This window comes from Pseudomonas sp. 01L34, from assembly GCF_056400265.1.
In genome coordinates this window covers 590760-613285 of the sequence record NZ_JBFTSX010000002.1, presented here as the reverse complement: position 1 = coordinate 613285, position 22526 = coordinate 590760, and the positions used below count along the sequence as shown (strand labels likewise).

The following is a 22526-nucleotide window of genomic DNA, read 5'->3' as shown; positions in this document are numbered from 1 at the left end:
GTCCTCAGATCCGGTTGTGCATATAGAGATGACCCTGGCGTGCCAGTTGGCTGATAACCCCCAAGGCTTTGATCAGCTGCTCCCGTGACAGGGCTGCCGAGATATTGATTCGCACTGCTTGCGGTGAGAGCTCCGGACGCAAGGTGAAGGCGCCTCCGGCGAGCAGCACCACGCCGCGGTCCTGGCACAGCCGGGCGAAACGCGAGCCGGTCCAGGGTTCCGGCAGGATCAGCCAAGCGTGGGTGCCGGTGGCGCTGTGCTGGAATTCCAGACCTTCAAGGTGAGTGGCGAGCAGCGACTGGCGGATGCGCAGTTCTTCGCGTTGTTCCGAGACAAGTTGGTCGGCATGACCGTCCTCGATCAACCGGGTTGCGATCAGCGCCGTTAGCGGTGAAGTGCTCCAGCAGTCGATGCGCTGCATGGCAGCGATGTCTTGCACCAGCGGTTGAGGGGCCATGACAAAACCCATGCGCAACCCCGGCGCGATGCATTTGGACAGGGCTGAAATATAAATCGTCCGTTCCGGCATCAGGGACGCGAAGGCCGGCGGCGATTGATCCAGTAGCGGCCGATAAACGTCGTCTTCAATGACCAGCAGGTTGGTTTCCCGGATCACCGCGGCCAGTTCTTCGCGGCGCTCGGCGTCCAGGGTAATGGCGGTGGGGTTATGGATCGACGGCACCAGAAACAGCAGCCGTGGTTGATGTTCGGCACAAGCCAGGCGCAACGCTTCGGGCGACATGCCGCGTGCGTCGGCATCGACGCCGATCAGGATCAGACCCAGCGAGCGGCACAAGGCATTGATGCCTTGATAGGTCAGGCTGTCGGCCAGCACGGTATCGCCGCTGTTGGTCAGGCTGCGCAAGGTACTGGCGATGCCATGCTGGGCACCTTCGACGATCAGCATCTGCGAGGCTTGGGCCTCGACGCCGGTGTAGCGCAACCACTGCGCGGCGGCTTCACGGGCCCAAAGCGGGCCTTCGGACGGGTGATAGTCCTTCATGTCACCAAAGCGCGGGTCGCTGGAAAGACGCGGCAATAACTGCGCCAGCACCCGATTGAAGCCATCGGTGGCCGGACGGTTGACGCTCAGGTCGACGGTACCCGGGTCGTTGCTCGGCGCTGACTGAAACTGCGCCGCCGGATGCCGTGGCTGAGCGACTTGCGTGCCACGCCCCGGACGGCTTTCGACCAATCCTTTTTGCTGCAGCACGGCCATGGCTTTGGTCACCGTGGTGATGTTAACCCCCAGCGCGCTGGCGAACTCGCGATGAGGCGGCAGACGCTCGCCGGGTTTGAGCTTGCCGTTACCGATCGCCTCAGCCAGTGAATCGGCCAGTTGGGCATAAAGGGTTTCGGCCTTGTCGCGCTGCAAAGCGGCGCTGGTTTTGAGCTCGTCCAGCAGTTGTTCGAATTGACTCATGGTGCTTTATCCCTGCTTGTCATGCCTGTAGCAAGACAATAAGCAAATTTGTATTGCTTTTTATCCGATACAAAGCCCATTGACAAGCTAAAAATCCGTGATTAGTGTGTAAGTTGTAATGCTTGTCATGCAACACAATAAGAAAATGGCTGCCATGCTCAGCCCAATGGGTACGCACATGACTATCGAAACGTTTCAGCCGAGTTTTTCCTCGGCGCCCCAGCACCAACGACTGTTCAGCCTGCCAACGGGAGGTACAGAGTATCCGGTGTGTTGTCCCCCTCGCGCAAAGTGTTCGATGAAATTATCCGGTCGATCGACCCCACCCAATAAAGCGGAGGTCATCCAATGAGCAACGCCCACCCAACCGATACAAAACCAGGCCAACAACGCCTCAGCGGGGCCCTGCGCCAACGCCATATCACAATGATTTCGCTCGGCGGGATCATCGGCGCAGGCCTGTTTGTCGGCAGTAGTGCAACGATTCAGGCGATTGGCCCGGCAGCGTTCCTGAGTTATCTCGCTGCCGGCATCGTGGTGATGCTGGTCATGCGCATGCTAGGCGAAATGGCCGTGGCCTTGCCTGGCGTCGGCTCCTTTACCGAGTACGCCCGAATCGGCCTGGGTAATTGGGTCGGGTTCACCAGTGGCTGGTTGTACTGGTACTTTTGGGTGATCGTGGTGGCGGTGGAAGCCGTGGTTGGCGCCAACATACTTCAGCAATGGATACCGTTGCCGGCGTGGATGATCGGTCTGAGCCTGTTGGCAATCATGACTGCCATCAACTGCCTGTCCGTGAAGTCCTATGGTGAATTCGAGTATTGGTTCGCTTCATTGAAGGTGTTCGCGATCATCGTCTTCATTTTCGTGGTCGGAGCCTATCTGTTCGGTTTTGCGCCGAGCACCAGCGACCTGTTGGGTAATCTGGTGAATGATCGCGGCTTCATGCCTTACGGGGTAGGCGCGATTCTGGCGGGTGTGCCGACGGTGATCTTCGCCGTGGGCGGTGCCGAGATTGCGACCATCGCCGCCGCGGAATCCGACGATCCGTCGAAGAACGTGGCGAACATGACCCGTTCGGTGATCTTCCGTGTCATCACCTTTTATGTCGGTTCGATTTTCCTGATTGTCTGCGTGGTGCCGTGGGGCCAGATCGTCGCCGGGCACTCGCCGTTCGTGGCGGCGCTGGAGGTCCTGCACATTCCCGGTGCGGCAATGATCATGCAAGCGGTGGTGTTGGTGGCCGTGCTCTCGGCGCTGAACTCCGGTTTGTACGTGTCGTCGCGGATTCTGTTCGGCCTCAGCCAGCGCGGTGATGCCCCCGCCAAGCTGTCGACCTTAACCGGGCGCAAAGTCCCACGGGCAGCGGTGCTGCTGAGTAGTGTGATCGGCTACATCGCCATCATGGCGGCGATTATTTCTCCTGAAGGCGTGTTCTTGTTTCTGGTCAACGCGTCGGGGGCGGTGATGCTGTTTGTGTACCTCGCGGTGGCGCTGGCGCAGATCCAGGTGCGTCGTCAGGTGGAAGCCACGGCGCCAGCGCGACTGACCCTCAAAATGTGGCTGTTTCCGTGGCTGTCCTATGCTGTGGTGGCAGTGATTGCGGGTGTTTTGGTCGCCATGGCCTTTCAGGAGTCCCTACGTACGCAGTTCCTTGCCAGCCTTGTGAGTCTGGGCGCGGTTTCTGCGGCTTACCTGCTGCTCAAGCGTCGTCGGCAGTCAGCTGGCAAGCCACACGTCAATGCCATCGACCTGCTGACGGGGTTGTCGACGCGGTTGTGAAACTTAGGGGGAATAGAGCCACGGATGGCGCGGTTGAGTTGTTTGGCTTGAAACGGTCCAAAACTATAATTTGCCCGATAGGTGATCTATGTCCGACTTCAAATTCGACACCCAAGGTTTCTCCCGGCGCGGGCTGCTCAAAGCCACCGGTTACGGTTCACTGGCAGCGCTGTTGAGTAGCGTCGTAGGCCCGATACCGATGTCATTCGCTGCCGGGCAACCGATCAAGACCGTGCGCCCTGGCTACCTGACCGCCGCGTGCTTGGGCGACATGCCCTTGGGCGCGCTACGCGAAGGCGTCCCGGTCGGCACCGATCTGGAATTGCTGAAAATCATTGCCGATCGCCTCGAACTCAAGCTCGATGTACTGACCATGGGCTTCCCGGCGGTGGTTGAAGCGGTGAGGTCGGGACGGGCTGACTGGTTCGGTGGCAACTTCGCCTGGAACCCGATGCGCTCGAAGATCTTGCTATTGACCGACCCTGTGTTCTACACCGGCGCCTACGTGATCATGCGCGACAATGAGCCATTCGAAACCTCCATCACCGTGAGCGACGTGAAGGGCCGTACCATCGGCGCCATTACGGGCTATTTCACAATCCCGGACATGAAGAAAATCGAAGGCGTGAAGGAGGTCAAGCTCTACGACAACACCGACTCCTGTTTACGAGACGTGCGCGCCGGGCGACTGGATTTTGCCGTGTTGGATGCCCCGACCATCGACTACATGATCCTTCAGGACCCGAGCCTCAAGCTCAAACAGATCCCCATGTCCTACGATGAGAAATTCCCCAGCCTTACCGCCAAGTTCGAGGCGATCTGGGGTGTTCATCCGCAGAATCAGGATTTGTTCGATGGCATAAACCAGGGCCTGCGGTGGCTCAAAAGCACCGATCAGATCAAACCGATTCTCGCCAAGTACGGCATCAAGAACCCCGACTACCTCGTGCCTCCCGCCAAAGATCCGCGCATCGGTGTGGACCGCGACGAGAAGGGCAACCTCATCGGGCCGTTCGAGCACCCACCGCGAGATTTCAGTCAGGCCTTCGCCTGAGTCGACGTCGCGATCACAGTTTGCGTCATCCACTTACGGACATTGCTCATGGCTGAATCAACTCCACTGGTGCGGATCGAGGGGCTCTACAAGTCCTTCGGTAGCCTGGACGTGCTCAAAGGCATTGACCTCAATGTGCAGCAGGGTCAGAAAATCTCGCTTATCGGCCCCAGCGGCTCGGGCAAGACCACTCTGCTGCGCTGCGTCAATTACCTGGAAGAGCCGACCAAAGGTGACATTTACATCGATAACGAACTGATCGGCCAGCGGCTGGTGGGCACCCGCAAAGTGCCCATGAGCGACAAGGAGCTGGCGCGGATGCGCACCGAGATCGGCATGGTGTTCCAGCGCTTCAACCTGTTCCCGCACCTCTCGGTGCTGGACAACATCATCCTCGGCCCGCTCAAGGTGCAACAACGCAGTCGCGTGGAAGCGGTGGAACTGGCCGAGGATCTGCTGAACAAAGTGGGCATGTTCGCCAAGCGTGACGTGTACCCGGAACAGCTCTCAGGTGGGCAACAACAACGCATCGCCATCGCCCGAGCATTGGCGATGCAACCCAAGTTGATGCTGTTCGACGAGGCCACTTCGGCGCTGGACCCGGAACTGGTGGGCGAAGTGCTGACGGTCATGCGCAAGCTGGCGGAAGAGGGCATGACGATGATTATCGTGACCCACGAAATGCATTTCGCCGAAAGCGTCTCCGATCAGGTGATCTTCATGGCCGACGGCAACATTGTCGAGCAAGGCCCGCCCCGGCAGATCTTTCGCGAGAGCCAGATCGAACGCACCCGCTCGTTCATCCGCGCCGTTCAGGAGCACTGATCGATGTTCGATTCCACTGCTCTGCACAAAGCCATCGAGATGCTGCCGTACTTTTTGAACGTGTTGGGCATCGGTGCACTGACGACAGTCGGCCTCACTGCCGCCGCGTTTGTGGTGGCGACACTGCTGGGGTTTTGCCTGGCGTTGATGCGGCTTTCGCGCAGCCGGGTGCTGAGCCTGATTGCCAGTGTGTATCTGGAGGTGTTTCGCAACATACCGATCCTGACCCAGTTGTTCATCCTGTACTTCGGGCTGACCTACATCGGTATCACGCTGCCGGCGATCGGTGCGGCGATCATCGGTTTTGGCCTGAACGGTGCGGCGATCCTGTCGGAAGTATTCCGTTCGAGCATCCGCACCATTGATCGGGGGCAAAGCGAGGCAGCGTTTTCCATCGGTATGACACGGTCGTTGGCGATGCGCATTATTGTGCTGCCCCAGGCGTTCAAGGTGGCGATTCCGGGGATGGCCAACTTCGCCATCGGCCTGCTCAAGGACACCTCCCTTGCCTCGGCAGCGGCGGTGCCGGAGCTGACGTTCAAGGCGCGGATGCTGGTCAGCGAAACCTACCAGACTAACCTCATCTACTTCCTGTTGGCGATCATCTACCTGGTCTTGAGCCTGGTGCTGTCCCACTGGGCGGCGCGCACAGAACGGCGGCTCAAAGTCGTGAAGGAGCATTGATATGGGCTATGGCGAGTTGTGGGAAGCAACCCATGTCGAATTGCTGACTGCGGCCTGGGCGACGCTCCGGTTGGCATTTGGCGCACTGATCATCGGTCTGGTCGTCGGTTTGCTGGTGGCGTTGGCGAGGCTCTCAAGTAACCGGCCATTGCGCCGTGCAGCGCTGATCTACATCGAAGTGTTTCGCGGTACGCCGGCCTTGGTGCAACTGTTCATTGTCTACTTCAGCCTGACTGAAGTCGGCGTTCAGTTCAGCTCGTTTCAAGCAGCGATGATCGGCTTGGGGCTGAATGCGGCCGCCTACCTGTCGGAGATTTATCGCTCGGGCTTGGAGGCGGTGCCCAAGGGGCAGGTGGAAGCGGCGAAGGCGATTGGCATGCCTCATCTCAAGGTGTTGCGCTGGGTCGTGTTGCCCCAGGCCATTCGCATCGTGCTGGCGCCAATCGGCAACGTGGCGATCTCGCTGTTGAAAGACACCTCGGTGGCCTCGCTGATTGCGGCACCGGATCTGATGCTGCGGGCTCAGGATTTAAGTAGCGTGTATTTCATGCCGCTGGAAATCTACATCCTCGTAGGTGCCATTTACTTCGCACTGTGTTACCCGCTGTCACTCGGTGTGCGTTTACTGGAGCGCAAGACGAGGCATTGAACCAATGGCTCGTCCGGTTGGGGATGGGCCCTGTGCACTATTCAATTTGAGGCAAACGGCAGCCGTTCCTTGAACCAGGTCACGGCTTGCTTTTTGAACGCCTCGGCAGGTGGCGTTAACGGGTAGCGCTGGTCATAAGCCAATACGATGCGTTGCGCGGGCAGTTCTTCACGTATGGGGCGACAGACCAGCGGCTGACCATCGTAGCTATGATCGCCAAAGGGTCTGGTGTAGGTCAGCGCCACGCCGAATCCATTGGCAACCAGGCTGCGCTGAAACTCGAAGCTGTGTGTGCGCTGGACGCTGTCGGGCGAGAGCCCATAGAAGTTGAACAGGTCCAGCACGTGCTGCCAGCTGTGGATTTGGTCAGTCACCACCAGATTGCATTCGCTGAGTGCTTGCAGACTGACATGGGTCTCGTTTGCCAACGGGTGATCAGCCGCCAACAGGGCATGGGCCGTGAGCTGGCGCAGCTCGATGCATTCCATGTTTGCCGGCAATCCAAGGTCGTACGTCAGTGCCAACTCAAGGGCGCCTTCGGCGAGGCGCTTGCCTAGGTATTCGAACCCTCCTTCACGCATATCGACGGTGACCTGAGGATGGTCCTGTTGGAGGCGTCTCAGGATCTGCGGCAGGCAATAAGGCGCCAGGTCCTCGTAGCAACCCAGTACCAGTTCCCCGGAAAAGTCGCTGCTGTCAGTCCCGATATCCGAAAAGGTCCGAGCTTCGGCCAAGACCCGTTTCGCCTGAGCCATCACCGTGCGGCCAAACGGCGTCAGGGACACGCCGAGCCCGCGTTGGCGAACAAAGAGTGGCTGGCCGAAAAGCTGTTCCAACTCGGTAATGGCCGTGGAGATCGAGGGTTGGGAAACGTGCAGCTCCTCGGCCGCCAGCGTGAGGTTGCTGTGTTTGGCCGCAGCGAGTGCGTAACGGAGTTGTCGCAGGCTGAAATTCATAAGATTTTCTTTGGTGATAAATCAATACATATTATTTTATCTTCGTTGAGTGTCATGAAATATTTGTCCTGCGCCCACCTTTATTTCTTGCTTGAGGGAGTTTCAGGTCATGACACGCAGTTCATACACCATTAATGAAAAAGACATCGAGGCCTTTCAGCGCGATGGGGCGGTTTGCCTGCGCGGCATCTTCAGTGACTGGATCGAGACCATTGCCGCCGGTATTGAGCGCAACCTGGCCGAGCCGGGCGTTTACGCCAGCCGATACGTCGAGAAGGATGACAAGCCGGGCGGCTTTTTCGATGACTATTGCAACTGGCAGCGGATTCCAGAGTTTCGCGCAATGGTGGAGCAGTCACCAGCGGCCTCCGTCGCTGCGGCTGTCATGCGTTCGCGTTCTGCGCAGTTCTTCCATGACCATGTGCTGGTCAAGGAACCGGGTGCGCAGAAAGCCACACCGTGGCATCAAGACATTCCCTACTACTTTGTCGAAGGCAACCAGAACGTCAGTTTCTGGATACCCGTGGACCCGGTACGCGAGTCGACGTTGCGGCTTCTTGCCGGCTCACATCGCTGGGAGAAAGGGATAAAACCCGTCCACTGGGCCGATCAAAGCGATTTTTACAGAGACGCTGACGGGTATCGCGACGCTCCCGATCCGGATTCGGAAGAGGGCATGCAAGTCCTTGAGTGGGAGATGCAACCTGGCGATGCGGTGCTGTTCGATTTCCGGACGGTGCATGGCGCCAGAGGCAACGCATCGGCACAGCGTCGACGCGTGTTGTCGCTTCGCTGGCTCGGCGACGACATCCGTTACTTCGAGCGTCCAGGACGGACCTCTCCACCGTATCCAGGGCATGCGATGCAGACCGGTCAGAGACTGCGCGAAGATTGGTTCCCGACGATACATCAAGGAGCTTGAGTTCCACGTTGATGACAATTGTTCGCCACTGACGTGGCGAATGCTTGCACTGCCATAACCCTGTTCACTGTGTTGGAGCGTGCGATTGTGAAAATCAAAAAAACCCTTACAGCCACACTGATTTCCCTCGGCCTGTTGGCCGGTAGTGCAACGAGCCAGGCCGCCAGTTGGTGCGAGTCGGGTAAACCGGTGAAGTTCGCCGGGCTCAATTGGGAAAGCGGCATGTTGCTCACCGACGTGTTGCAGGTTCTGCTCAAGGACGGCTACGGCTGTGCTATCGATACGTTGCCGGGTAACTCCATCACCATGGAGAGCGCGTTGGGGAGCAACGACATTCAAGTGCTGGCTGAAGAGTGGGTCGGTCGAAGTGAAGTCTGGAACAAGGCTGCGGACAGCGGGAAGGTCGTCGGTGTGGGCGCGCCAATCATTGGCGCAACCGAAGGCTGGTATGTGCCGCGTTATGTGGTCGAGGGCGATGCTAAACGCAACCTCAAGCCCAAGGCACCCAGCTTGAAAGCAATCGCCGATTTGACCCAATACGCCGGACTTTTCAAGGATCAGGAAGAGCCGAGCAAGGGCCGTTTTTACAACTGCCCGGCCGGCTGGACCTGCGAGCTGGAAAACAGCGAAATGCTTAAAAGTTACGGCCTCGAAGCAAGCTACACCAACTTCCGCCCAGGGACCGGCCCGGCCCTGGATGCCGCCGTCCTGTCGAGCTACAAGCGTGGCGAGCCGATTCTGTTCTACTACTGGTCACCGACGCCGTTGATGGGGCAGGTCGATCTGGTCAAGCTGGAAGAGAAGCCGGGTGTCGACAAAAAAATCAGCATCAAAGTGGGGCTCTCCAGCGTTTTCCATGAGCAAGCGCCAGAACTGGTTAGCGTGCTGGAGAAGGTAAATCTGCCGATCGACCTGTTAAACCAGAACTTGGCCCGGATGACCAAGGAGCACATTGATTCTCCCAAGCTGGCCAAGATTTTCTTCAAGGAACACCCGGAAATCTGGCACACCTGGGTCAGTGAAGCGGCTGCGAAAAAAATCGACGCGACGCTCTAGCTCGTCATAGGGCAGGGATGCCCTTTCCCTGGCCGACGTTGTATCACCTTGCGTGATCTCTAACGGCCAACCCCACTCATGTTGTTTCTTTGCCCCGTAGCGAAGTGCTTCTTGGCACCCAGGAAAAAGACAATGATCAAATCACGAGCCGCTGTAGCCTTCGCCGCCAATCAACCCCTGCAAATCGTCGAAGTCGACGTGGCACCGCCGCAGGCCGGGGAAGTATTAGTGCGCATCATTGCCACCGGCGTCTGTCATACCGATGCATTTACCCTTTCTGGCGCTGATCCTGAAGGCCTCTTTCCGGTGATCCTTGGTCACGAAGGCGGCGGCATCGTCGAGGCGGTCGGCGAGGGCGTTAGCTCAGTGGCGGTGGGCGATCATGTGATCCCGCTGTACACCCCGGAATGTGGCGAGTGCAAATTTTGCAAGTCCGGCAAGACTAACCTCTGCCAGAAAATTCGCGCGACTCAAGGCAAGGGCCTGATGCCCGATGGCACCAGCCGCTTTTCATATAAAGGCCAACCCATCTTCCACTACATGGGTACCTCGACGTTCTCCGAGTACACGGTGCTGCCGGAAATTTCCCTGGCCAGAGTCCCGGGGGAGGCTCCGCTAGAGAAGGTCTGCTTGCTCGGTTGCGGTGTGACGACCGGAATTGGCGCAGTGCTCAACACGGCCAAGGTGGAAGAGGGCGCCAGCGTGGCCATCTTCGGTCTTGGCGGCATCGGCCTGGCAGCCATCATCGGCGCCACCATCGCCAAGGCCGGCCGAATTATCGCGATCGATATCAACCCGGCCAAGTTCGAGATCGCCAGGCAATTGGGTGCCACCGACTTCATCAACCCGAAGGATTACAACCAGCCGATCCAGGACGTGATAGTCGAGCTGACGGAGGGTGGTGTGGATTACTCCTTCGAATGCATTGGCAACGTCAATCTCATGCGCGCGGCCCTGGAGTGCTGTCACAAGGGGTGGGGCGAGTCGGTAATTATTGGCGTCGCAGGAGCCGGTCAGGAAATCAGTACTCGTCCTTTTCAGCTGGTGACCGGGCGCGTCTGGCGTGGCTCGGCATTTGGTGGTGTGAAAGGACGTAGCGAACTGCCCAGCTATGTCGAGAGCGCGCAAAAAGGTGAAATACCGCTGGATATGTTCATCACCCACACCATGGGGTTGGAGGACATCAACAAAGCCTTCGACCTAATGCATAAAGGTGAAAGCATCCGCACCGTCGTCCATTTTGAGCGCTAACTCATCAGGTTTGACGAAGGCCGCCAGGGCGAGCCTCACCTGGGGAAAACTGCAATATCAACCCACCGCATTTCTACCAAAGAGAGCACCAAGATGACCATTTTCACTCATGTGACCGTCGGTACTAACAACCTGCAAAAAGCGCGCAGCTTCTATGACAACGTCCTGGGTACACTGGGCCAAAAACGCATCGCCGATCTGGACGACAATGGCTCGATTTGGGGTGAGAGCGCTCCTTCGTTCTTCGTACTGAAACCTGCCAACGGTGCGCCTGCCACCGTCGGCAACGGCGTAACCGTCAGCTTCGAGGCTCCTAGTCGGGCTGCTGTTCAGGCTTTCCATGAAACCGCGCTGGCCAACGGCGGCACTTGTGAAGGACAACCTGGACCACGCAGCTGGGCTCCAGACGCCTATGCGGCTTACGCAAGGGACCTCGATGGTAACAAGCTGGCCGCGTATTGCTTCAAGCCAGCCTAAGCTTCATGACGAGGCATCATTAGATGCCTCGTCATTCATCCCAACCCGCTAGGTTAGGCAAACGAGAGATTACAACGGGTGGCTTGAACGCGCCCCGTTGAACCGTGGCGTTTGAATGACTGTTATTGACTGTGGGTTCAGCCGGTCGATGCAACGCAACTAAATTCTGTGTAAGCCGAAACTACGTCGATACGACCGGCCATCAGGTTTGACGTATCTAAGACGCCAGCCGTTTCGGCCATTGAGTTGGACTGGAAGGTAAAGGCTGTCGCCATCGGAAAGCTTGTAGGCGCGGTCTGCGGGCTTGGCTGAACGACAAGCGGAATCGGAGAGTGAAGCAGTGGTGCGCGACATAAGGGGGGGGCTCCCTTTAATCGAACTAACCTTTATCCCAAACTCCACTCTTAAAACGGTTGGGACTCATCGGAATTCAACGGAACACCAAAATGAAAAAACCCGCCGGAAGGCGGGTTTTTCGGGGTTTCAGAGAATTTCGAAGCTTTCTCTGAAACCTTGTCTGGCACGACCTGGACTCGAATGAAAATTTAAGTACCTGTTTTACAATAAATTTATGCTGATTTCTAAAGTCTCTATCCCTACGATTATCCTAATCAAGCCAGTATTTTATGCGAGTTCTTTCAGTACCTCATGAGCGGGGCAGCGGCAACAGTAGAAAATTAATAATCTAACGTTGGGCCTATTTCACTGAGGAGAATGCAGCGCTGTGAAACGGCTGACTGCTTGTGGCCGATTCCAGTGGGTGGTTCATAGGTGCGCAACCTGAGCGCTGTCTTATGAAGAAGTACTAATTTATGATGCCGCATTGATAAATTTGGAAACGGCATCATGAGTACACGTTCCGACCTCCTGACCAGCGCTGAGATTCTGTTGCGTACCAAGGGCTACGCAGCCTTCAGCTATGCCGATCTGGCGGAAGACATCGGTATCAAGAAGGCGAGTATTCACCACCACTTTCCCACCAAAGAAAGTCTGGCGATCGCCATCGTTGAGAGTTATCTGTTCCGGTTCAAGAATCAGCTGGAATGCATCAATGATGAAAATACCGGCATTATCGATCGGCTCAATGCCTTCGCCCTGATGTTCGCGCAAAGCAGTAAAAACGCGATGCTTCCACTCTGCGGCGCCCTGGCAGCGGAATTGCTGGCTTTGCCTGAAAGCCTAAAGGAATTGACGCGGGACTTTTTCGAAATCCATCTCAATTGGCTTCAGGCCAATATCGCACTGGGCCAGGCGGCAGGGGAACTCAAAGCTGAGCTGGACGGCGTGAAGGTTGCCAGGTTCATCTTGAATACGTTGGAAGGGGGCAGCTTTGTATCTTGGGCGCTGAGCGACAATTACGAACAGTCTTCTGGATTTGATTTCATTTTAGATGGGCTTCGGGTTACCGAAACGCATCACTGAGGTTCGATCAGCTTTTTTCTGCGTCATAAAACGACCGATTCTGCCCCGGCTGGCTCGGTCCGTTTTCCCGCCTCGTAAGTGGTTTCAGCCGCTTAGCTCACACTCTCTGAATTCTTTTTGCGCGCACTCAATCTGACGAGCGTACGTCTAGTCTCGCATTTGGGTTGCGGATACCTACCCATGTCTACACTTTCGGTGTGTGACTAGAAGTACAAGATTAAGTAGAAATTACTGCATTGTTATCGGAGTTATCCCTATTCAGGAAAACTCTGTCGAAGCTGGTTTTTTTGACGATTGGTTATAAGAAGAATAATCTATTGATCAACAACCTACTAGTTGGTAGGCTTGTTTCTCTTCCGGGCCAAACGCCCGGTCCATCCGAAGAGGAACGAACACATGAGCAACAACCTGAATGGTATCGATGTCGCCGCACTCCAGCAGTTTGCCCGAGGCGTTGCTGAGGACGCGACCAAGCGCCACGCGAGCTTCAACGTCAAGACTCAGTGGAAAGGCCAGACTCGCTCTGTGGCCAAAGTCAATCGCTACAGTCTGGCCGGTGAAACCTATCCGCGGGATTTCGAAATCGTCGCCGATGAGCCTAATGAATTGCTGGGCCAAAACACTGCGCCTAACCCTCAAGAGCTGCTTATGGCCGCTCTCAACGCCTGCATGTCGGTCGGTTATGCCGCCAACGCCGCAATGATGGGTATCAAGATTCACAGCCTGGAAATCGAAACGGACGGCACCCTCGACCTGCGAGGCTTCCTGGGCCTCGACGAGAGCGTCAACCCAGGTTACGACGAAGTGAGTGTGGTGATTCGACTGCACACCGACGCCTCCCGTGAGCGCGTTGAAGAGCTGCACAAAGTGGTGCTCAAAACCTCGGTCAACTACGCCAACTTCTCGAAAGCCATCCGCATGGTGCCAACCCTCGAAGTGCGTGAGGGCTGATTCGCTCGTTTCAAAGAGATTCAAACCTTGCGTGCACTAGCAGGCAGCCAGCCGCCTTGGTGCCGACCCTAATTAGTTCTGGATAACCGGAGTCTGCAATGAACGATTTTTTCAAAGGTAAAAAACTGCTAGTTGTCGGTGGCACCAGTGGCATGGGCTTGGAAACGGCCCGCATGGTGCTCAAGGCAGGCGGCAGCGTGGTGCTCACCGGCAGCAAGCAAGACAAGGCCGATGCGGTGCGTAACGAGCTGAGCCCGCTGGGCTCTGTGTCGGTGATCGTCGCCAACCTGATGACTGAAGAAGGCATGAATTTTGTTCGCAAGGAAATCAATGCCAACCATAGCGATATCAGCCTGATGGTGAACTCCGCCGGGATCTTTATTCCCAAGCCGTTCACCGAGCACGATGAGGCCGAGTACGACATGTACTTGTCTCTGAACCGTGCGACCTTCTTCATCACCCAGGCAGTGGTCAAGAACATGCTGGCTGCCAAGCGCGAAGGGGCAATTGTCAATGTTGGCTCCATCGGTGCGCAGGCCGCATTGGCAGGTTCACCGGCCTCTGCCTACTCCATGGCAAAGGCAGGTCTGCATGCGCTGACACGCAACCTGGCAATTGAATTGGCTCACTCGGGTATCCGGGTCAACGCCGTCTCACCAGGGATCGTTCACACCTCGATCTATGAAGGGTTCATGGACAAAGAGGCGATCCCGGAAGCGATGAAATCGCTGAACGATTTCCACCCCCTGGGACGAGTCGGCGTTCCCGAAGACGTCGCCAACACCATCCTGTTCCTGCTGTCGGACAAGACGTCCTGGGTGACCGGCGCAATCTGGGACGTGGATGCTGGAATTATGGCTGTTAGGGCCTGACCACAGTGGCGAGCGCGGCCTGATGAAAGCTCCCATCGCGGGAGCTTTCACGCCTTCACTCAGTACAAGTGAAAGAAGGCTGAATGCTGGCTGCAGGAGTCTTCAATGTCGATCACGACAAAAGCAGCGCTATTGAGAGCCGCGGAAACCCAAATGCGCTCCAAGGGCTATTCCGCGTTCAGTTATGCCGATCTTGCGGCGCAGATCGGGATTAAAAAAGCCAGTATTCACCATCACTTCCCGACCAAGGAAAGCCTGGGCGCGGAGCTGATCAAGGACTACATCAAACGCTTCGATGCGACCCTCAGTTCGATCGAAGAAATGCATGTCGATCCGTTGCTGCGGCTTCGTGGTTTTGCCCGGCTTTTCATCATTAGCGCCAACGAGGGGCTGCTGCCCTTGTGTGGTGCCCTGGCGGCAGAAATGGCGGCACTGCCGCTGTCGCTGCAAGGGCTCACTCGGGCGTTCTTTGAAACCCAGCTCGATTGGCTTCAGGCCACCCTCAATGCAGGGGTCCGGCAGCGCAACTGGTCGCTGGACAAACCCGTTGAGACCTACGCGTTCATGCTGCTGAGCAGCCTGGAGGGCGCGAGTCTTATCGATTGGACATTGGGCCGATCAACCGACCCGTTGGCAGGCTTCGATCATTTGCTTGAAACGCTGGTAGCGCGGTCTTGATTTCTTTGAGTACAGGACGAGTCATGCAAACTTCTTCGAAAAAATATGCAGTGGATATCTGGTCTGATTTTGTTTGCCCTTGGTGCTGGATAGCCAAGCGTCGATTCGAGCAGGCGCTCGATAAATTTGCTGAAAAAGACAATGTACAAGTCAACGTCAAGGCCTATCGTCTGGCGGCGAATCAAGCGCCAGAGCCTATGATCGCTGCCCTTAAACGCAAGCTCGGCAATCCGGATTCCGCTGTCGCGATGATGAACACCGTCAGTAAATATGGCCGGGCCGATGGGCTTGATTATCGCTTTGACAGCATGCTGTTTGGCGATACCGCAGATGCCCATGTACTGGTCAAGGCGGTTGCGGACGAAGTCGTTAAAAAACGCTTGGTCGAGGCGCTGTATGAGCAAAGCACCTCCTATGGTCAGTCGCTGTTTGATCGCGGCAGCCTGGAGGCCATAGCCAAGGCCGCAGGTGTTTCGGACGCGTTAATCCAATGGGCGTGGTCATCCGTTGAATTGCGCGAAGAGATGGAGGAAGACGAACATATCGCCGCGCAACTAGGTTCGGGCGTGCCTTTGTTTGTATTCGATAATGCCTTCTCATTGTCCGGTGCTCAGCCTGAGGCTGCTTTTCTTGAAGCGCTGAACAAGATGCAGGAGAAGTCGAAAGTCGAAGATGACGCATTCAGCAGTCAAGTCTGCGGCATAGATGGCTGCAAAATTTGATCAGCAGAAGCGGTGCGGCACTGGGTTGTGCCGCCCTTCATCCATGTTGAGAGCGAGATCCAAATGAGCCGTATCGTTAAGTTGAGTGCTCAGCAGTTCGCCCGCTTTGTGGCCAAAGGCAGCAGCGTCGTGCTGTTTTCTGCGTCCTGGTGCAAGCCTTGTCACGAGATGAAGCCGGTCTTTCATGCTTTGGAAGAAAAGCTTCACTCCCTGGCGGCTTTTGCAAAGATTGATGTGGCGGTGTCTCCGACGATCGCGCAAATGTACGGTATCCGGGCGGTGCCATCCTTGGCGGTGTTCCATGAGGGGCGGCTGCTGCGGGTCATGCCCGGATCCCGTTCAGTTGGAACAATGAAAAAAGCCATTCTTTCGGAGTTGGAAGAGGCGATTTAACCGAACCTCCTCCATCAGCGGTCAGGCTGATCAGCCTGGCGTTCTTTTTCATCCCTCGGGTGTGGATTTGCCCCGGACCAGTTATCGATGGGATGAGCGCGGTCTTCGTTGAAGATTTCCGTTAACAGCGCGTTGGCCTGTTTGTAGGCGTCATACTTGAACTCGGTATCATCCACCGGCTGCGCGGCCATTTTTTCCAGCATCTCCAGGTTCAGGCGACGGAATCGATCCGCTCGTTCGCGGGCTTTGTAACGACCAATGCCCAGTTGCTCCAATGCCCTGCGGCCCAAGGACAATGCGAAAGCAGGGTCGAGGGACAGCGTTGAAAGCACCGTGGACAGCCACAGGCGTCAGCCTGCGCATCTGGCAGTAGGCCGCGGTCGCATGCAGGGGTTGGGCAAGCACCGAAAACCCGGGGGTGGTCACCCATGTCGAACTGGTCGTGCTCGCCGCCGGTGGTCACGGCCCACAACAAGCTCTTACCTTTGAGTGCGGTGGCGCCTTTGCCATAGGCCCACCCTTGGGTGAAGGCTTTATCGATCCACAATTTCAGCAGCGGCGGGCAGCTGTACCAGTACAGCGGATGTTGCAGGACCAGAAGCTCTGCCTGTTCTAGGGATTGCTGCTCGGCTTGGACATCGACGTTGAAGTCCGGGTACAGGTCATAAAGGGAGCGTATGACCACATCCGGGTTATTGGAGGCTTGCCTGAGCATCACCTCGTTAACCTTGGATTTGTCGGGGTAAGGGTGAGCGTAATGATCAGAATCATTGGGAGCATTCCACGACAAATCGCGAGTTCATTCAAAACGAAAAAACTCTCTGGTCGTTGGGCATGAAGATGCCCACCGACCAGAGAGTCGCTTTTTGGGGATGGAACCCTTTATTTACCTACTTGCAGTTTCAATATGTCCTGCGCAGTCACGGGTTCGCCAGCGATTCCCCAATCTCCGCTTTTGACCTCTTCGAAGATGACCCAGGTGAGGGCGCGCATGTTTTCACCTTCCACAGACACCATGGCGTCCGTCACTTTCTGGATGACTTCGGCTTTCTGCTTGTCGGTAAAAACGCCTTCAATGCCTTTGATGGTAACGAGAGGCATGGTGTGCTCCTTAACGTCTGAAGTGGACAGTGATGAAACAGCGAATAATCAGGCTTTGGCTGCAACGTATTCCGGGTAGTCGGTGTAACCCTTGGCAATGCGATCGCTGACACCGTAGTAAGTCGCGCGATCACCCTCTGCCAGTGGCCAGCCGTTCTGCATGCGCTCCACCAAATCGGGGTTGGCGATGTAGGCCGTACCGAAGGCGATCAAGTCGAGTTCACCTTTAACCAGTTCCGACTCAGCGAGGGCTTGGTTAAACCCACCGGCGGCCATCAAGGTACCCTTGTAGGCCTCACGGAACGCGGCGCCGAACCCCGGCGGCGTTTCAGCGGCGACGATGGTCGGTTGGTAGTTCAGGTGGACGTAGGCCAGCTCGCGTTCATTAAGCGCTGCCGCCATGCTCATCCAGGTTTCTGCTTCACCTTCGTACACACCAAAGTCATACAGGCGGCCAAACGGCGAGAACCGTACGCCAATCTTCGAGCCGCCGATTTCGGCAGAAATCGCGTCAATGGTTTCCAGCAGAAAGCGCTGGCGATTGGCGATCGAGCCACCGTACTGGTCGGTACGGGTGTTCAAGGCGCTGCTGAGGAACTGATCGAACAGGAACCCGTTGGCAGCCATGATTTCGATACCGTCAAAACCGGCCTCCATCGCCATACGCGCAGACTTCACAAAGTCAGCGATGACACGTTTCACTTCTTCCGTTTCCAGCGCACGGGGCACGCTGGGCTGCACAGCGCCGGATTCACCAGGCTCGATCCAGGCATACACCGTGGTATCGACCGCCGGCTGAGTACCCGAAGAAACCGGAACCATGCCATGCACCGAAATATGGGACATACGGCCAACGTGCCATAACTGCGCGAAGATCTTCCCGCCCTTGGCATGCACCGCGTCGGTGACCTGACGCCAGCCTGGCAAGTGTTCGTCGGCATAAATACCTGGGGTGTACAGGTAGCCACGGGCTTCGTCGGAAATCGGCAGGCCTTCGGTGATCAGCAGACCAGCAGAAGCACGCTGCGCGTAATACAGCGCGGTGAACTCGTTAGGGATGTTGTCTAGGGTCCGGGTGCGGGTCATGGGGGCCATAACGACCCGGTTTTTTAGCGCAGTACCGGACAGATCGTAAGGGGTGAGCAGCTTATTCATGATTAGTCTCGAAGTCGTTAACAGGTTGAAAGTCAGTGTTTGATTTACGACTTATCGAATGCGTCCAGCACATGTGTGCTGTACACCAACGCGGCACCGGCGTTCATGTTGATTGCCACGCCCAGTGCTTCGGCGACTTCTTCACTGGTGACGCCAAGTTTCTTGGCTTCGGCGGCGTGGAAGGCGATGCAACCGTCGCAGCGGGTGGTCACGGCCACGGCGAGCGAGATCAGTTCGCGGGTCTTCGCGTCCAGGTGATTGGTCTTGCCGCCGGCAGCGCCGAGCGCCGCCATGCCTTTCATCGTTTCCGGAGACAGGCCGTTTAGTTCTACCAAGCGAGTATTGATGTCTTTGCGGGTTTGCTTCCAATCTTGCATGGGATTCTCACAGGGATGGTGTTAATTACAGTTATCTAAAAACTTGCTAATAAACTACCATCCAGTTGGTAGGCATACAATGTGTTCGTGCTGATTTTCGCTATCAACGCAATCGAAGGTATTGATAATTTGGTCTCGAACAATAGAAAATCGCTTCATGGGGATGACGATTACTGGACTGTTGATTGTCAGCACCGCTTGCTGTCAGGCATCGTCGAGACGCTCACATACTGATCGCCGCGAAGCGTCGTCATGGTTCGATTCACACTGGACAACCGGTTTTGCGCGGTGGCGATGCCGATATCGCACTTATTCAACTTGCTGACGCAGATGTCCGGCGTAGTCCAACAAGGTCTGCCGATCAATTTGTCGCGCATCGTTAAACCCTGGTCCATCCTCCGAGCGACACCACCGAACAAACGCCTGCCAGCGATCACTGTGCGCCTGCACCGTGCCGTAATGCCCGCCGCCAAATAGATCGCGCAATGCCTGCGGCCCGGCATAACTCAGTTGCCGGCCATAGCCAAAATTGCGTCTATCTCGCCTGCCCACTGGTGCCATGATCGAACTCCTCTCGAAGCCAAACCTTTGAAACTTTCCCCACGTCATCCCGCCAAGGATGTTGAGTGTTATCAGGGATCAAGGCCCCTGCGACCTGTGAGGGGTGTCCACTAACGCGGGACTGGCGGCTCTTTACGACCGGGAGCTTGGGCATCTCATGATCTGGCCTCCTGAACACTTCCGAAGAAGTGGGCGGGTGGAGGCTGCGCTGGCTGACGAGACCAATGCCGCGAGATCTTGAGTCAGGTGAAGGCAGGGATGCGATGACCGGGGCATACCTGACTGTCAGTCAGGTGCAGTCCATTCCGTGGGCTGCGGCACCATCATCTACATCGCTGTTGCTGGTGATTTCGGTGTTTGTCACGCCGATTGTCACGAGGGGAAATGCCGCAAAGCCTTGTACGAGGTGGGCTGCAGCAGTGGTAGGAGCGCCCGTCTCTTTCCGGGAGAAAGAGACGGGCGCAGGTTGGCGCAATGAAATGGCCACGCGGATAGGTTGCTGCAGGGCAGTTGGGTAGGGGGATGTATTTGCCGCAATGGCAATGATCTGAAGTGGGCATCCATCACTCGGTGAGTGATCGTGCGAGCCACCGGACGCTAATCGCACTTTGGGAGAGCCACCACGGCGTGGCGTAGCCTTAAAGGTTCTGGCTCTGTCAACGACGGCGCTTTGCCCGACCTTTTCTACGCCTGTGGAGAATTCGGGTCAAGGCTCGAATTTTCGGGAGTTCTGCGGCTGTGGATGAAATTATCCACTAATGGAAATCAGTGGTTTTCCACAGACAATTGCGTGGGCTTTAGATTTTTTAAGTGAGGTCCATCCAAACAGGCGGCTTTGCAGCCCTGTTTGGATGGACCCGCGTGGACAAGCGGATCACTGAGATATGAGGGCCGAGCGCTTACTCAGTTGCGCCACGTTTTGCTTTTAGGCGAGTGAGATTCGCACCCGTCTGATTGGCGAATTCGCGTGGGCTGACATGCTTCTGCTTATTAGTCTCAAGGTAGCGACTCCACCAGTTCATGATCAGCCTGCGCTCCTCGATGAACTCGGCCTTGTGGATGTAAGCGGCGCGGACGTTGTTGCGGTCCTTGTGGCTCATCTGCCGCTCGATGGCTGTGTCCGTCCACAAACCGGACTCGATCAGTGCGCTACAGGCCATCGAACGAAACCCATGCCCACAGATCTCGGATTTGGTGTCGTACCCCATCTTCCGAAGCGCGCTGTTCACAGTGTTTTCGGACATTGGTTTCCAAGACTTGGTATCGCCTGCGAACACCAAGTCAAATTTGCCTGTGATTGCGTGGATCTGCTCGAGCAGGGCGATCGCTTGCGGCGATAAGGGTACAAGATGGATATCGCCTGCCATCTTCGTACCCCTTGTGGAAAAGGGTACGCCTTCCAACGCTGGTCGCGTGTCGGGTATTTCCCAGACGCCACGTTTGAGGTCGAACTCGCTCCAGCGGGCGAAGCGCAGCTCGCTGGAGCGTACAAACACGTGCAGCGACAGCAAGACCGTCAGCCGGGTAAGTGCGCGGCCTTTATAGGTGTCGATCCGTTCCTGCAATTCAGGTAAGCGCGATAAGGATAAGGCGGGGCGGTGGACGACCCGCGAGGCTTTGATCGAGCCTACGAGGTCGTAAGCAGGGTTTACGGTGATAAGCCGGAGGCGCTTTGCCTCGCGCATGATGCTCTGTAGGTAGTTTTGTACCCTTAAAGCAATGTCTATCGTTCCGCGCTTCTTAATCGCGTCCAGGGGTCGCATAAGGTCGTGGGTATCAAGGTCGACAATGGCGCGGGTGCCGATCAGCGGGAAGAGGTGAGTTTTGAGGCGGCTCATCACTGTCTTGGAATAGTCCGGTGCCCACTTGGCTGACATTTCCGTGTGCCAGCCGAGGGCAACGCTTTCAAAGGTGCGGCCTTTGATCAGAGCGTCCGTCTTGGCTTGGTGCTTGGTCTCTATGGGATCAATGCCATCCGCCAGCATTCGCTTGACCTCCAAGCGCTTGCGGCGCGCATTCGCGAGGCCAACGATGGGGTAGTTGCCGAATGAGGTCAGTCCTTCTCGGCCATCAGGTTTGACGTAACGGAGACGCCAGCCTTTGCGGCCATTGGGTTGGACTAGAAGGTAAAGGCCGTCGCCGTCGAAAAGCTTGTAGGCGCGGTCTGTCGGCTTGGCCGAACGGCAAGCGGCGTCGGAGAGTGGAGCAGTAGTGCGCGACATAAGGGTACTCCCTTTTATCGAACTGACCTTTATCCCAAAATCTACCCTTAAAATGGTTGGTATCCACCGGAATCCGACAGAACGCCAAAACGAAAAAACCCGCCATAAGGCGGGTTTTTCGGGGGTTTCAGAGATTTTTAAAGCCTTCTCTGGAACCTTGTCTGGCTCCACGACCTGGACTCGAACCAGGGACCCAGTGATTAACAGTCACTTGCTCTACCAACTGAGCTATCGCGGAATGGCGTGTATGTTACTGATTCAAAAAGAGAAGTCAAGCCTCAGTTGGCAATTTGATGTTTTCATCGGATCAGAGGGAGGTTTATCGGCCATCGGCGGTTACCAGAAGCGCGGGAGAGGTCTACCATGGCTGCCCGGAAGTGGTGACACGCGCTGCCGGCCCTCAGCCGAAAAGGTATGCGCCATGAATCACCCAGCCGTCACACCCCGAAACAGTGGGGTGTTCCCATGAGCATCGCTCAGATCAGCTTGCCCAAAGGTGTCGGCCCGCACGCCGAGAAACTGTTCGACGCAATCACTCAGGCCAGCACCGCTGAAGAACTGAACCGCGCAGGCGGCAAGGCCGAAGGTTTTGTCCTGGGCCTGGAAAGCACCAAGGCGATCAAAAGCCAGGTGGCCGAGTCGCTTTATGTCGCCTATGACGACGCGGCCAGCCAGCGTGCGAGCGAATTGGCCTAACCGCCAAAAGTGATGGTGCCGAGCATCAGCTTGGCATACAGCATCGTGGCGGCCAGTTGCACCAGCCACAAGGCCAGGCCGCCAAGGAACACGCCCGCGGCCACTTGCAGCACCAGGTTATTACCGCGTTTGGCCGAGGAGCGGGGCACGAAGTGGTCCAGTTCATCGCGGTCGGCGCGTAGGTCGTCGTTTTTCATGTGGGTTCTCGCAAGAATTCTCGGGTGTACATAAAGCCTGTGGGAGTTTAAAGGGCGCAGCGGCTGCTTTGAGATTTATCTGAGGCCAATAAAAAACGGG

Annotated in this window: 23 protein-coding genes, 1 tRNA gene and 4 pseudogenes; 16 read left to right on the top strand and 12 right to left on the bottom strand. The window is 56.6% G+C overall.

Annotated features, from left to right (window positions below):
* Positions 1–4: 4 nt before the first annotated feature.
* Complete coding sequence (locus tag AC1DQM_RS07355; RefSeq protein WP_477745928.1) at positions 5–1423, bottom strand: aminotransferase-like domain-containing protein; 1419 nt, start codon at positions 1421–1423, stop codon at positions 5–7.
* A 348-nt stretch (positions 1424–1771) separates the two neighbouring features.
* Here AC1DQM_RS07355 and AC1DQM_RS07350 point away from each other — a divergent pair, with 348 nt between their 5' ends.
* The 5 genes from AC1DQM_RS07350 to AC1DQM_RS07330 all read left to right on the top strand — a co-directional run bounded on the left by AC1DQM_RS07350 (position 1772) and on the right by AC1DQM_RS07330 (position 6417).
* Positions 1772–3205, top strand: a complete 1434-nt coding sequence (locus AC1DQM_RS07350) for an amino acid permease (RefSeq protein ID WP_477745927.1) — start codon at positions 1772–1774, stop codon at positions 3203–3205.
* Between the two features lie 88 nt (positions 3206–3293).
* On the top strand, positions 3294–4259 hold the full coding sequence (locus AC1DQM_RS07345) for an ABC transporter substrate-binding protein (RefSeq protein WP_477745926.1): 966 nt from the start codon (positions 3294–3296) through the stop codon (positions 4257–4259).
* 48 nt (positions 4260–4307) lie between these two features.
* Positions 4308–5084 (top strand): amino acid ABC transporter ATP-binding protein, encoded by a 777-nt coding sequence (locus tag AC1DQM_RS07340; protein ID WP_477745925.1) that lies wholly within the window; start codon positions 4308–4310, stop codon positions 5082–5084.
* A gap of 3 nt (positions 5085–5087) precedes the next feature.
* Positions 5088–5768, top strand: coding sequence for an amino acid ABC transporter permease (locus tag AC1DQM_RS07335; protein ID WP_477745924.1), 681 nt, complete (start codon positions 5088–5090; stop codon positions 5766–5768).
* A gap of 1 nt (position 5769) precedes the next feature.
* On the top strand, positions 5770–6417 hold the full coding sequence (locus tag AC1DQM_RS07330) for an amino acid ABC transporter permease (protein WP_477745923.1): 648 nt from the start codon (positions 5770–5772) through the stop codon (positions 6415–6417).
* 41 nt (positions 6418–6458) lie between these two features.
* Here AC1DQM_RS07330 and AC1DQM_RS07325 read toward each other — a convergent pair whose 3' ends face one another.
* Complete coding sequence (locus AC1DQM_RS07325; protein ID WP_477745922.1) at positions 6459–7373, bottom strand: LysR family transcriptional regulator; 915 nt, start codon at positions 7371–7373, stop codon at positions 6459–6461.
* 109 nt (positions 7374–7482) lie between these two features.
* Between AC1DQM_RS07325 and AC1DQM_RS07320 the strand changes: the two genes are divergently transcribed.
* From AC1DQM_RS07320 to AC1DQM_RS07305, 4 genes are all read left to right on the top strand, one after another.
* Positions 7483–8295, top strand: coding sequence for a phytanoyl-CoA dioxygenase family protein (locus tag AC1DQM_RS07320; protein ID WP_477745921.1), 813 nt, complete (start codon positions 7483–7485; stop codon positions 8293–8295).
* 87 nt (positions 8296–8382) lie between these two features.
* Positions 8383–9351 (top strand): ABC transporter substrate-binding protein, encoded by a 969-nt coding sequence (locus AC1DQM_RS07315; RefSeq protein ID WP_477745920.1) that lies wholly within the window; start codon positions 8383–8385, stop codon positions 9349–9351.
* Between the two features lie 132 nt (positions 9352–9483).
* Entirely contained in the window at positions 9484–10602 is a 1119-nt protein-coding gene (locus AC1DQM_RS07310; protein ID WP_477745919.1) for an S-(hydroxymethyl)glutathione dehydrogenase/class III alcohol dehydrogenase, read from the top strand.
* Between the two features lie 93 nt (positions 10603–10695).
* On the top strand, positions 10696–11079 hold the full coding sequence (locus AC1DQM_RS07305; RefSeq protein ID WP_477745918.1) for a VOC family protein: 384 nt from the start codon (positions 10696–10698) through the stop codon (positions 11077–11079).
* A gap of 174 nt (positions 11080–11253) precedes the next feature.
* On the opposite strand, the pseudogene AC1DQM_RS07300 reads toward AC1DQM_RS07305, so the two are convergent.
* Positions 11254–11433 (bottom strand): annotated as a pseudogene (locus AC1DQM_RS07300) (integrase arm-type DNA-binding domain-containing protein); the annotation flags it as partial.
* A gap of 492 nt (positions 11434–11925) precedes the next feature.
* Here AC1DQM_RS07300 and AC1DQM_RS07295 point away from each other — a divergent pair.
* The 6 genes from AC1DQM_RS07295 to AC1DQM_RS07270 all read left to right on the top strand — a co-directional run bounded on the left by AC1DQM_RS07295 (position 11926) and on the right by AC1DQM_RS07270 (position 16117).
* A complete protein-coding gene (locus tag AC1DQM_RS07295; RefSeq protein WP_071550876.1) occupies positions 11926–12501 on the top strand; it encodes a TetR/AcrR family transcriptional regulator in 576 nt (191 codons plus the stop codon).
* Positions 12502–12897: 396 nt separating this feature from the next.
* Positions 12898–13452 carry an OsmC family protein gene (locus AC1DQM_RS07290; RefSeq protein ID WP_477745917.1) on the top strand — a complete coding sequence of 185 codons (555 nt, stop codon included), beginning with the start codon at positions 12898–12900 and terminating at the stop codon, positions 13450–13452.
* 98 nt (positions 13453–13550) lie between these two features.
* Positions 13551–14324, top strand: a complete 774-nt coding sequence (locus tag AC1DQM_RS07285) for an SDR family NAD(P)-dependent oxidoreductase (protein ID WP_477745916.1) — start codon at positions 13551–13553, stop codon at positions 14322–14324.
* Positions 14325–14429: 105 nt separating this feature from the next.
* A complete protein-coding gene (locus AC1DQM_RS07280; protein ID WP_477745915.1) occupies positions 14430–15002 on the top strand; it encodes a TetR/AcrR family transcriptional regulator in 573 nt (190 codons plus the stop codon).
* A 23-nt stretch (positions 15003–15025) separates the two neighbouring features.
* A complete protein-coding gene (locus AC1DQM_RS07275; protein WP_477745914.1) occupies positions 15026–15724 on the top strand; it encodes a DsbA family oxidoreductase in 699 nt (232 codons plus the stop codon).
* A gap of 63 nt (positions 15725–15787) precedes the next feature.
* A complete protein-coding gene (locus AC1DQM_RS07270; protein ID WP_477745913.1) occupies positions 15788–16117 on the top strand; it encodes a thioredoxin family protein in 330 nt (109 codons plus the stop codon).
* 14 nt (positions 16118–16131) lie between these two features.
* On the opposite strand, the pseudogene AC1DQM_RS07265 reads toward AC1DQM_RS07270, so the two are convergent.
* The 8 genes and pseudogenes from AC1DQM_RS07265 to AC1DQM_RS07230 form a co-directional block, all read right to left on the bottom strand.
* Positions 16132–16416 (bottom strand): annotated as a pseudogene (locus tag AC1DQM_RS07265) (glutathione-regulated potassium-efflux system protein KefC); the annotation flags it as partial.
* Positions 16417–16429: 13 nt separating this feature from the next.
* Positions 16430–16832 (bottom strand): annotated as a pseudogene (locus tag AC1DQM_RS07260) (NAD(P)H-dependent oxidoreductase); the annotation flags it as partial.
* A 167-nt stretch (positions 16833–16999) separates the two neighbouring features.
* Positions 17000–17218, bottom strand: coding sequence for a tautomerase family protein (locus tag AC1DQM_RS07255; RefSeq protein ID WP_071550870.1), 219 nt, complete (start codon positions 17216–17218; stop codon positions 17000–17002).
* Between the two features lie 48 nt (positions 17219–17266).
* Positions 17267–18373 (bottom strand): alkene reductase, encoded by a 1107-nt coding sequence (locus tag AC1DQM_RS07250; protein WP_304630285.1) that lies wholly within the window; start codon positions 18371–18373, stop codon positions 17267–17269.
* 44 nt (positions 18374–18417) lie between these two features.
* Positions 18418–18750, bottom strand: coding sequence for a carboxymuconolactone decarboxylase family protein (locus AC1DQM_RS07245; RefSeq protein ID WP_014860758.1), 333 nt, complete (start codon positions 18748–18750; stop codon positions 18418–18420).
* 218 nt (positions 18751–18968) lie between these two features.
* Positions 18969–19311: pseudogene (locus tag AC1DQM_RS07240) on the bottom strand (integrase domain-containing protein); the annotation flags it as partial.
* Positions 19312–20210: 899 nt separating this feature from the next.
* Positions 20211–21533, bottom strand: a complete 1323-nt coding sequence (locus AC1DQM_RS07235; protein WP_477745912.1) for a tyrosine-type recombinase/integrase — start codon at positions 21531–21533, stop codon at positions 20211–20213.
* A 162-nt stretch (positions 21534–21695) separates the two neighbouring features.
* A tRNA-Asn gene (locus AC1DQM_RS07230) sits at positions 21696–21771 on the bottom strand.
* Between the two features lie 227 nt (positions 21772–21998).
* Here AC1DQM_RS07230 and AC1DQM_RS07225 point away from each other — a divergent pair.
* Entirely contained in the window at positions 21999–22229 is a 231-nt protein-coding gene (locus AC1DQM_RS07225; protein WP_018928109.1) for a hypothetical protein, read from the top strand.
* On the opposite strand, the gene AC1DQM_RS07220 is transcribed toward AC1DQM_RS07225, so the two are convergent.
* Entirely contained in the window at positions 22226–22426 is a 201-nt protein-coding gene (locus AC1DQM_RS07220) for a hypothetical protein (RefSeq protein ID WP_007935214.1), read from the bottom strand. The genes AC1DQM_RS07225 and AC1DQM_RS07220 overlap by 4 nt on opposite strands.
* Between the last annotated feature and the right edge of the window lie 100 nt (positions 22427–22526).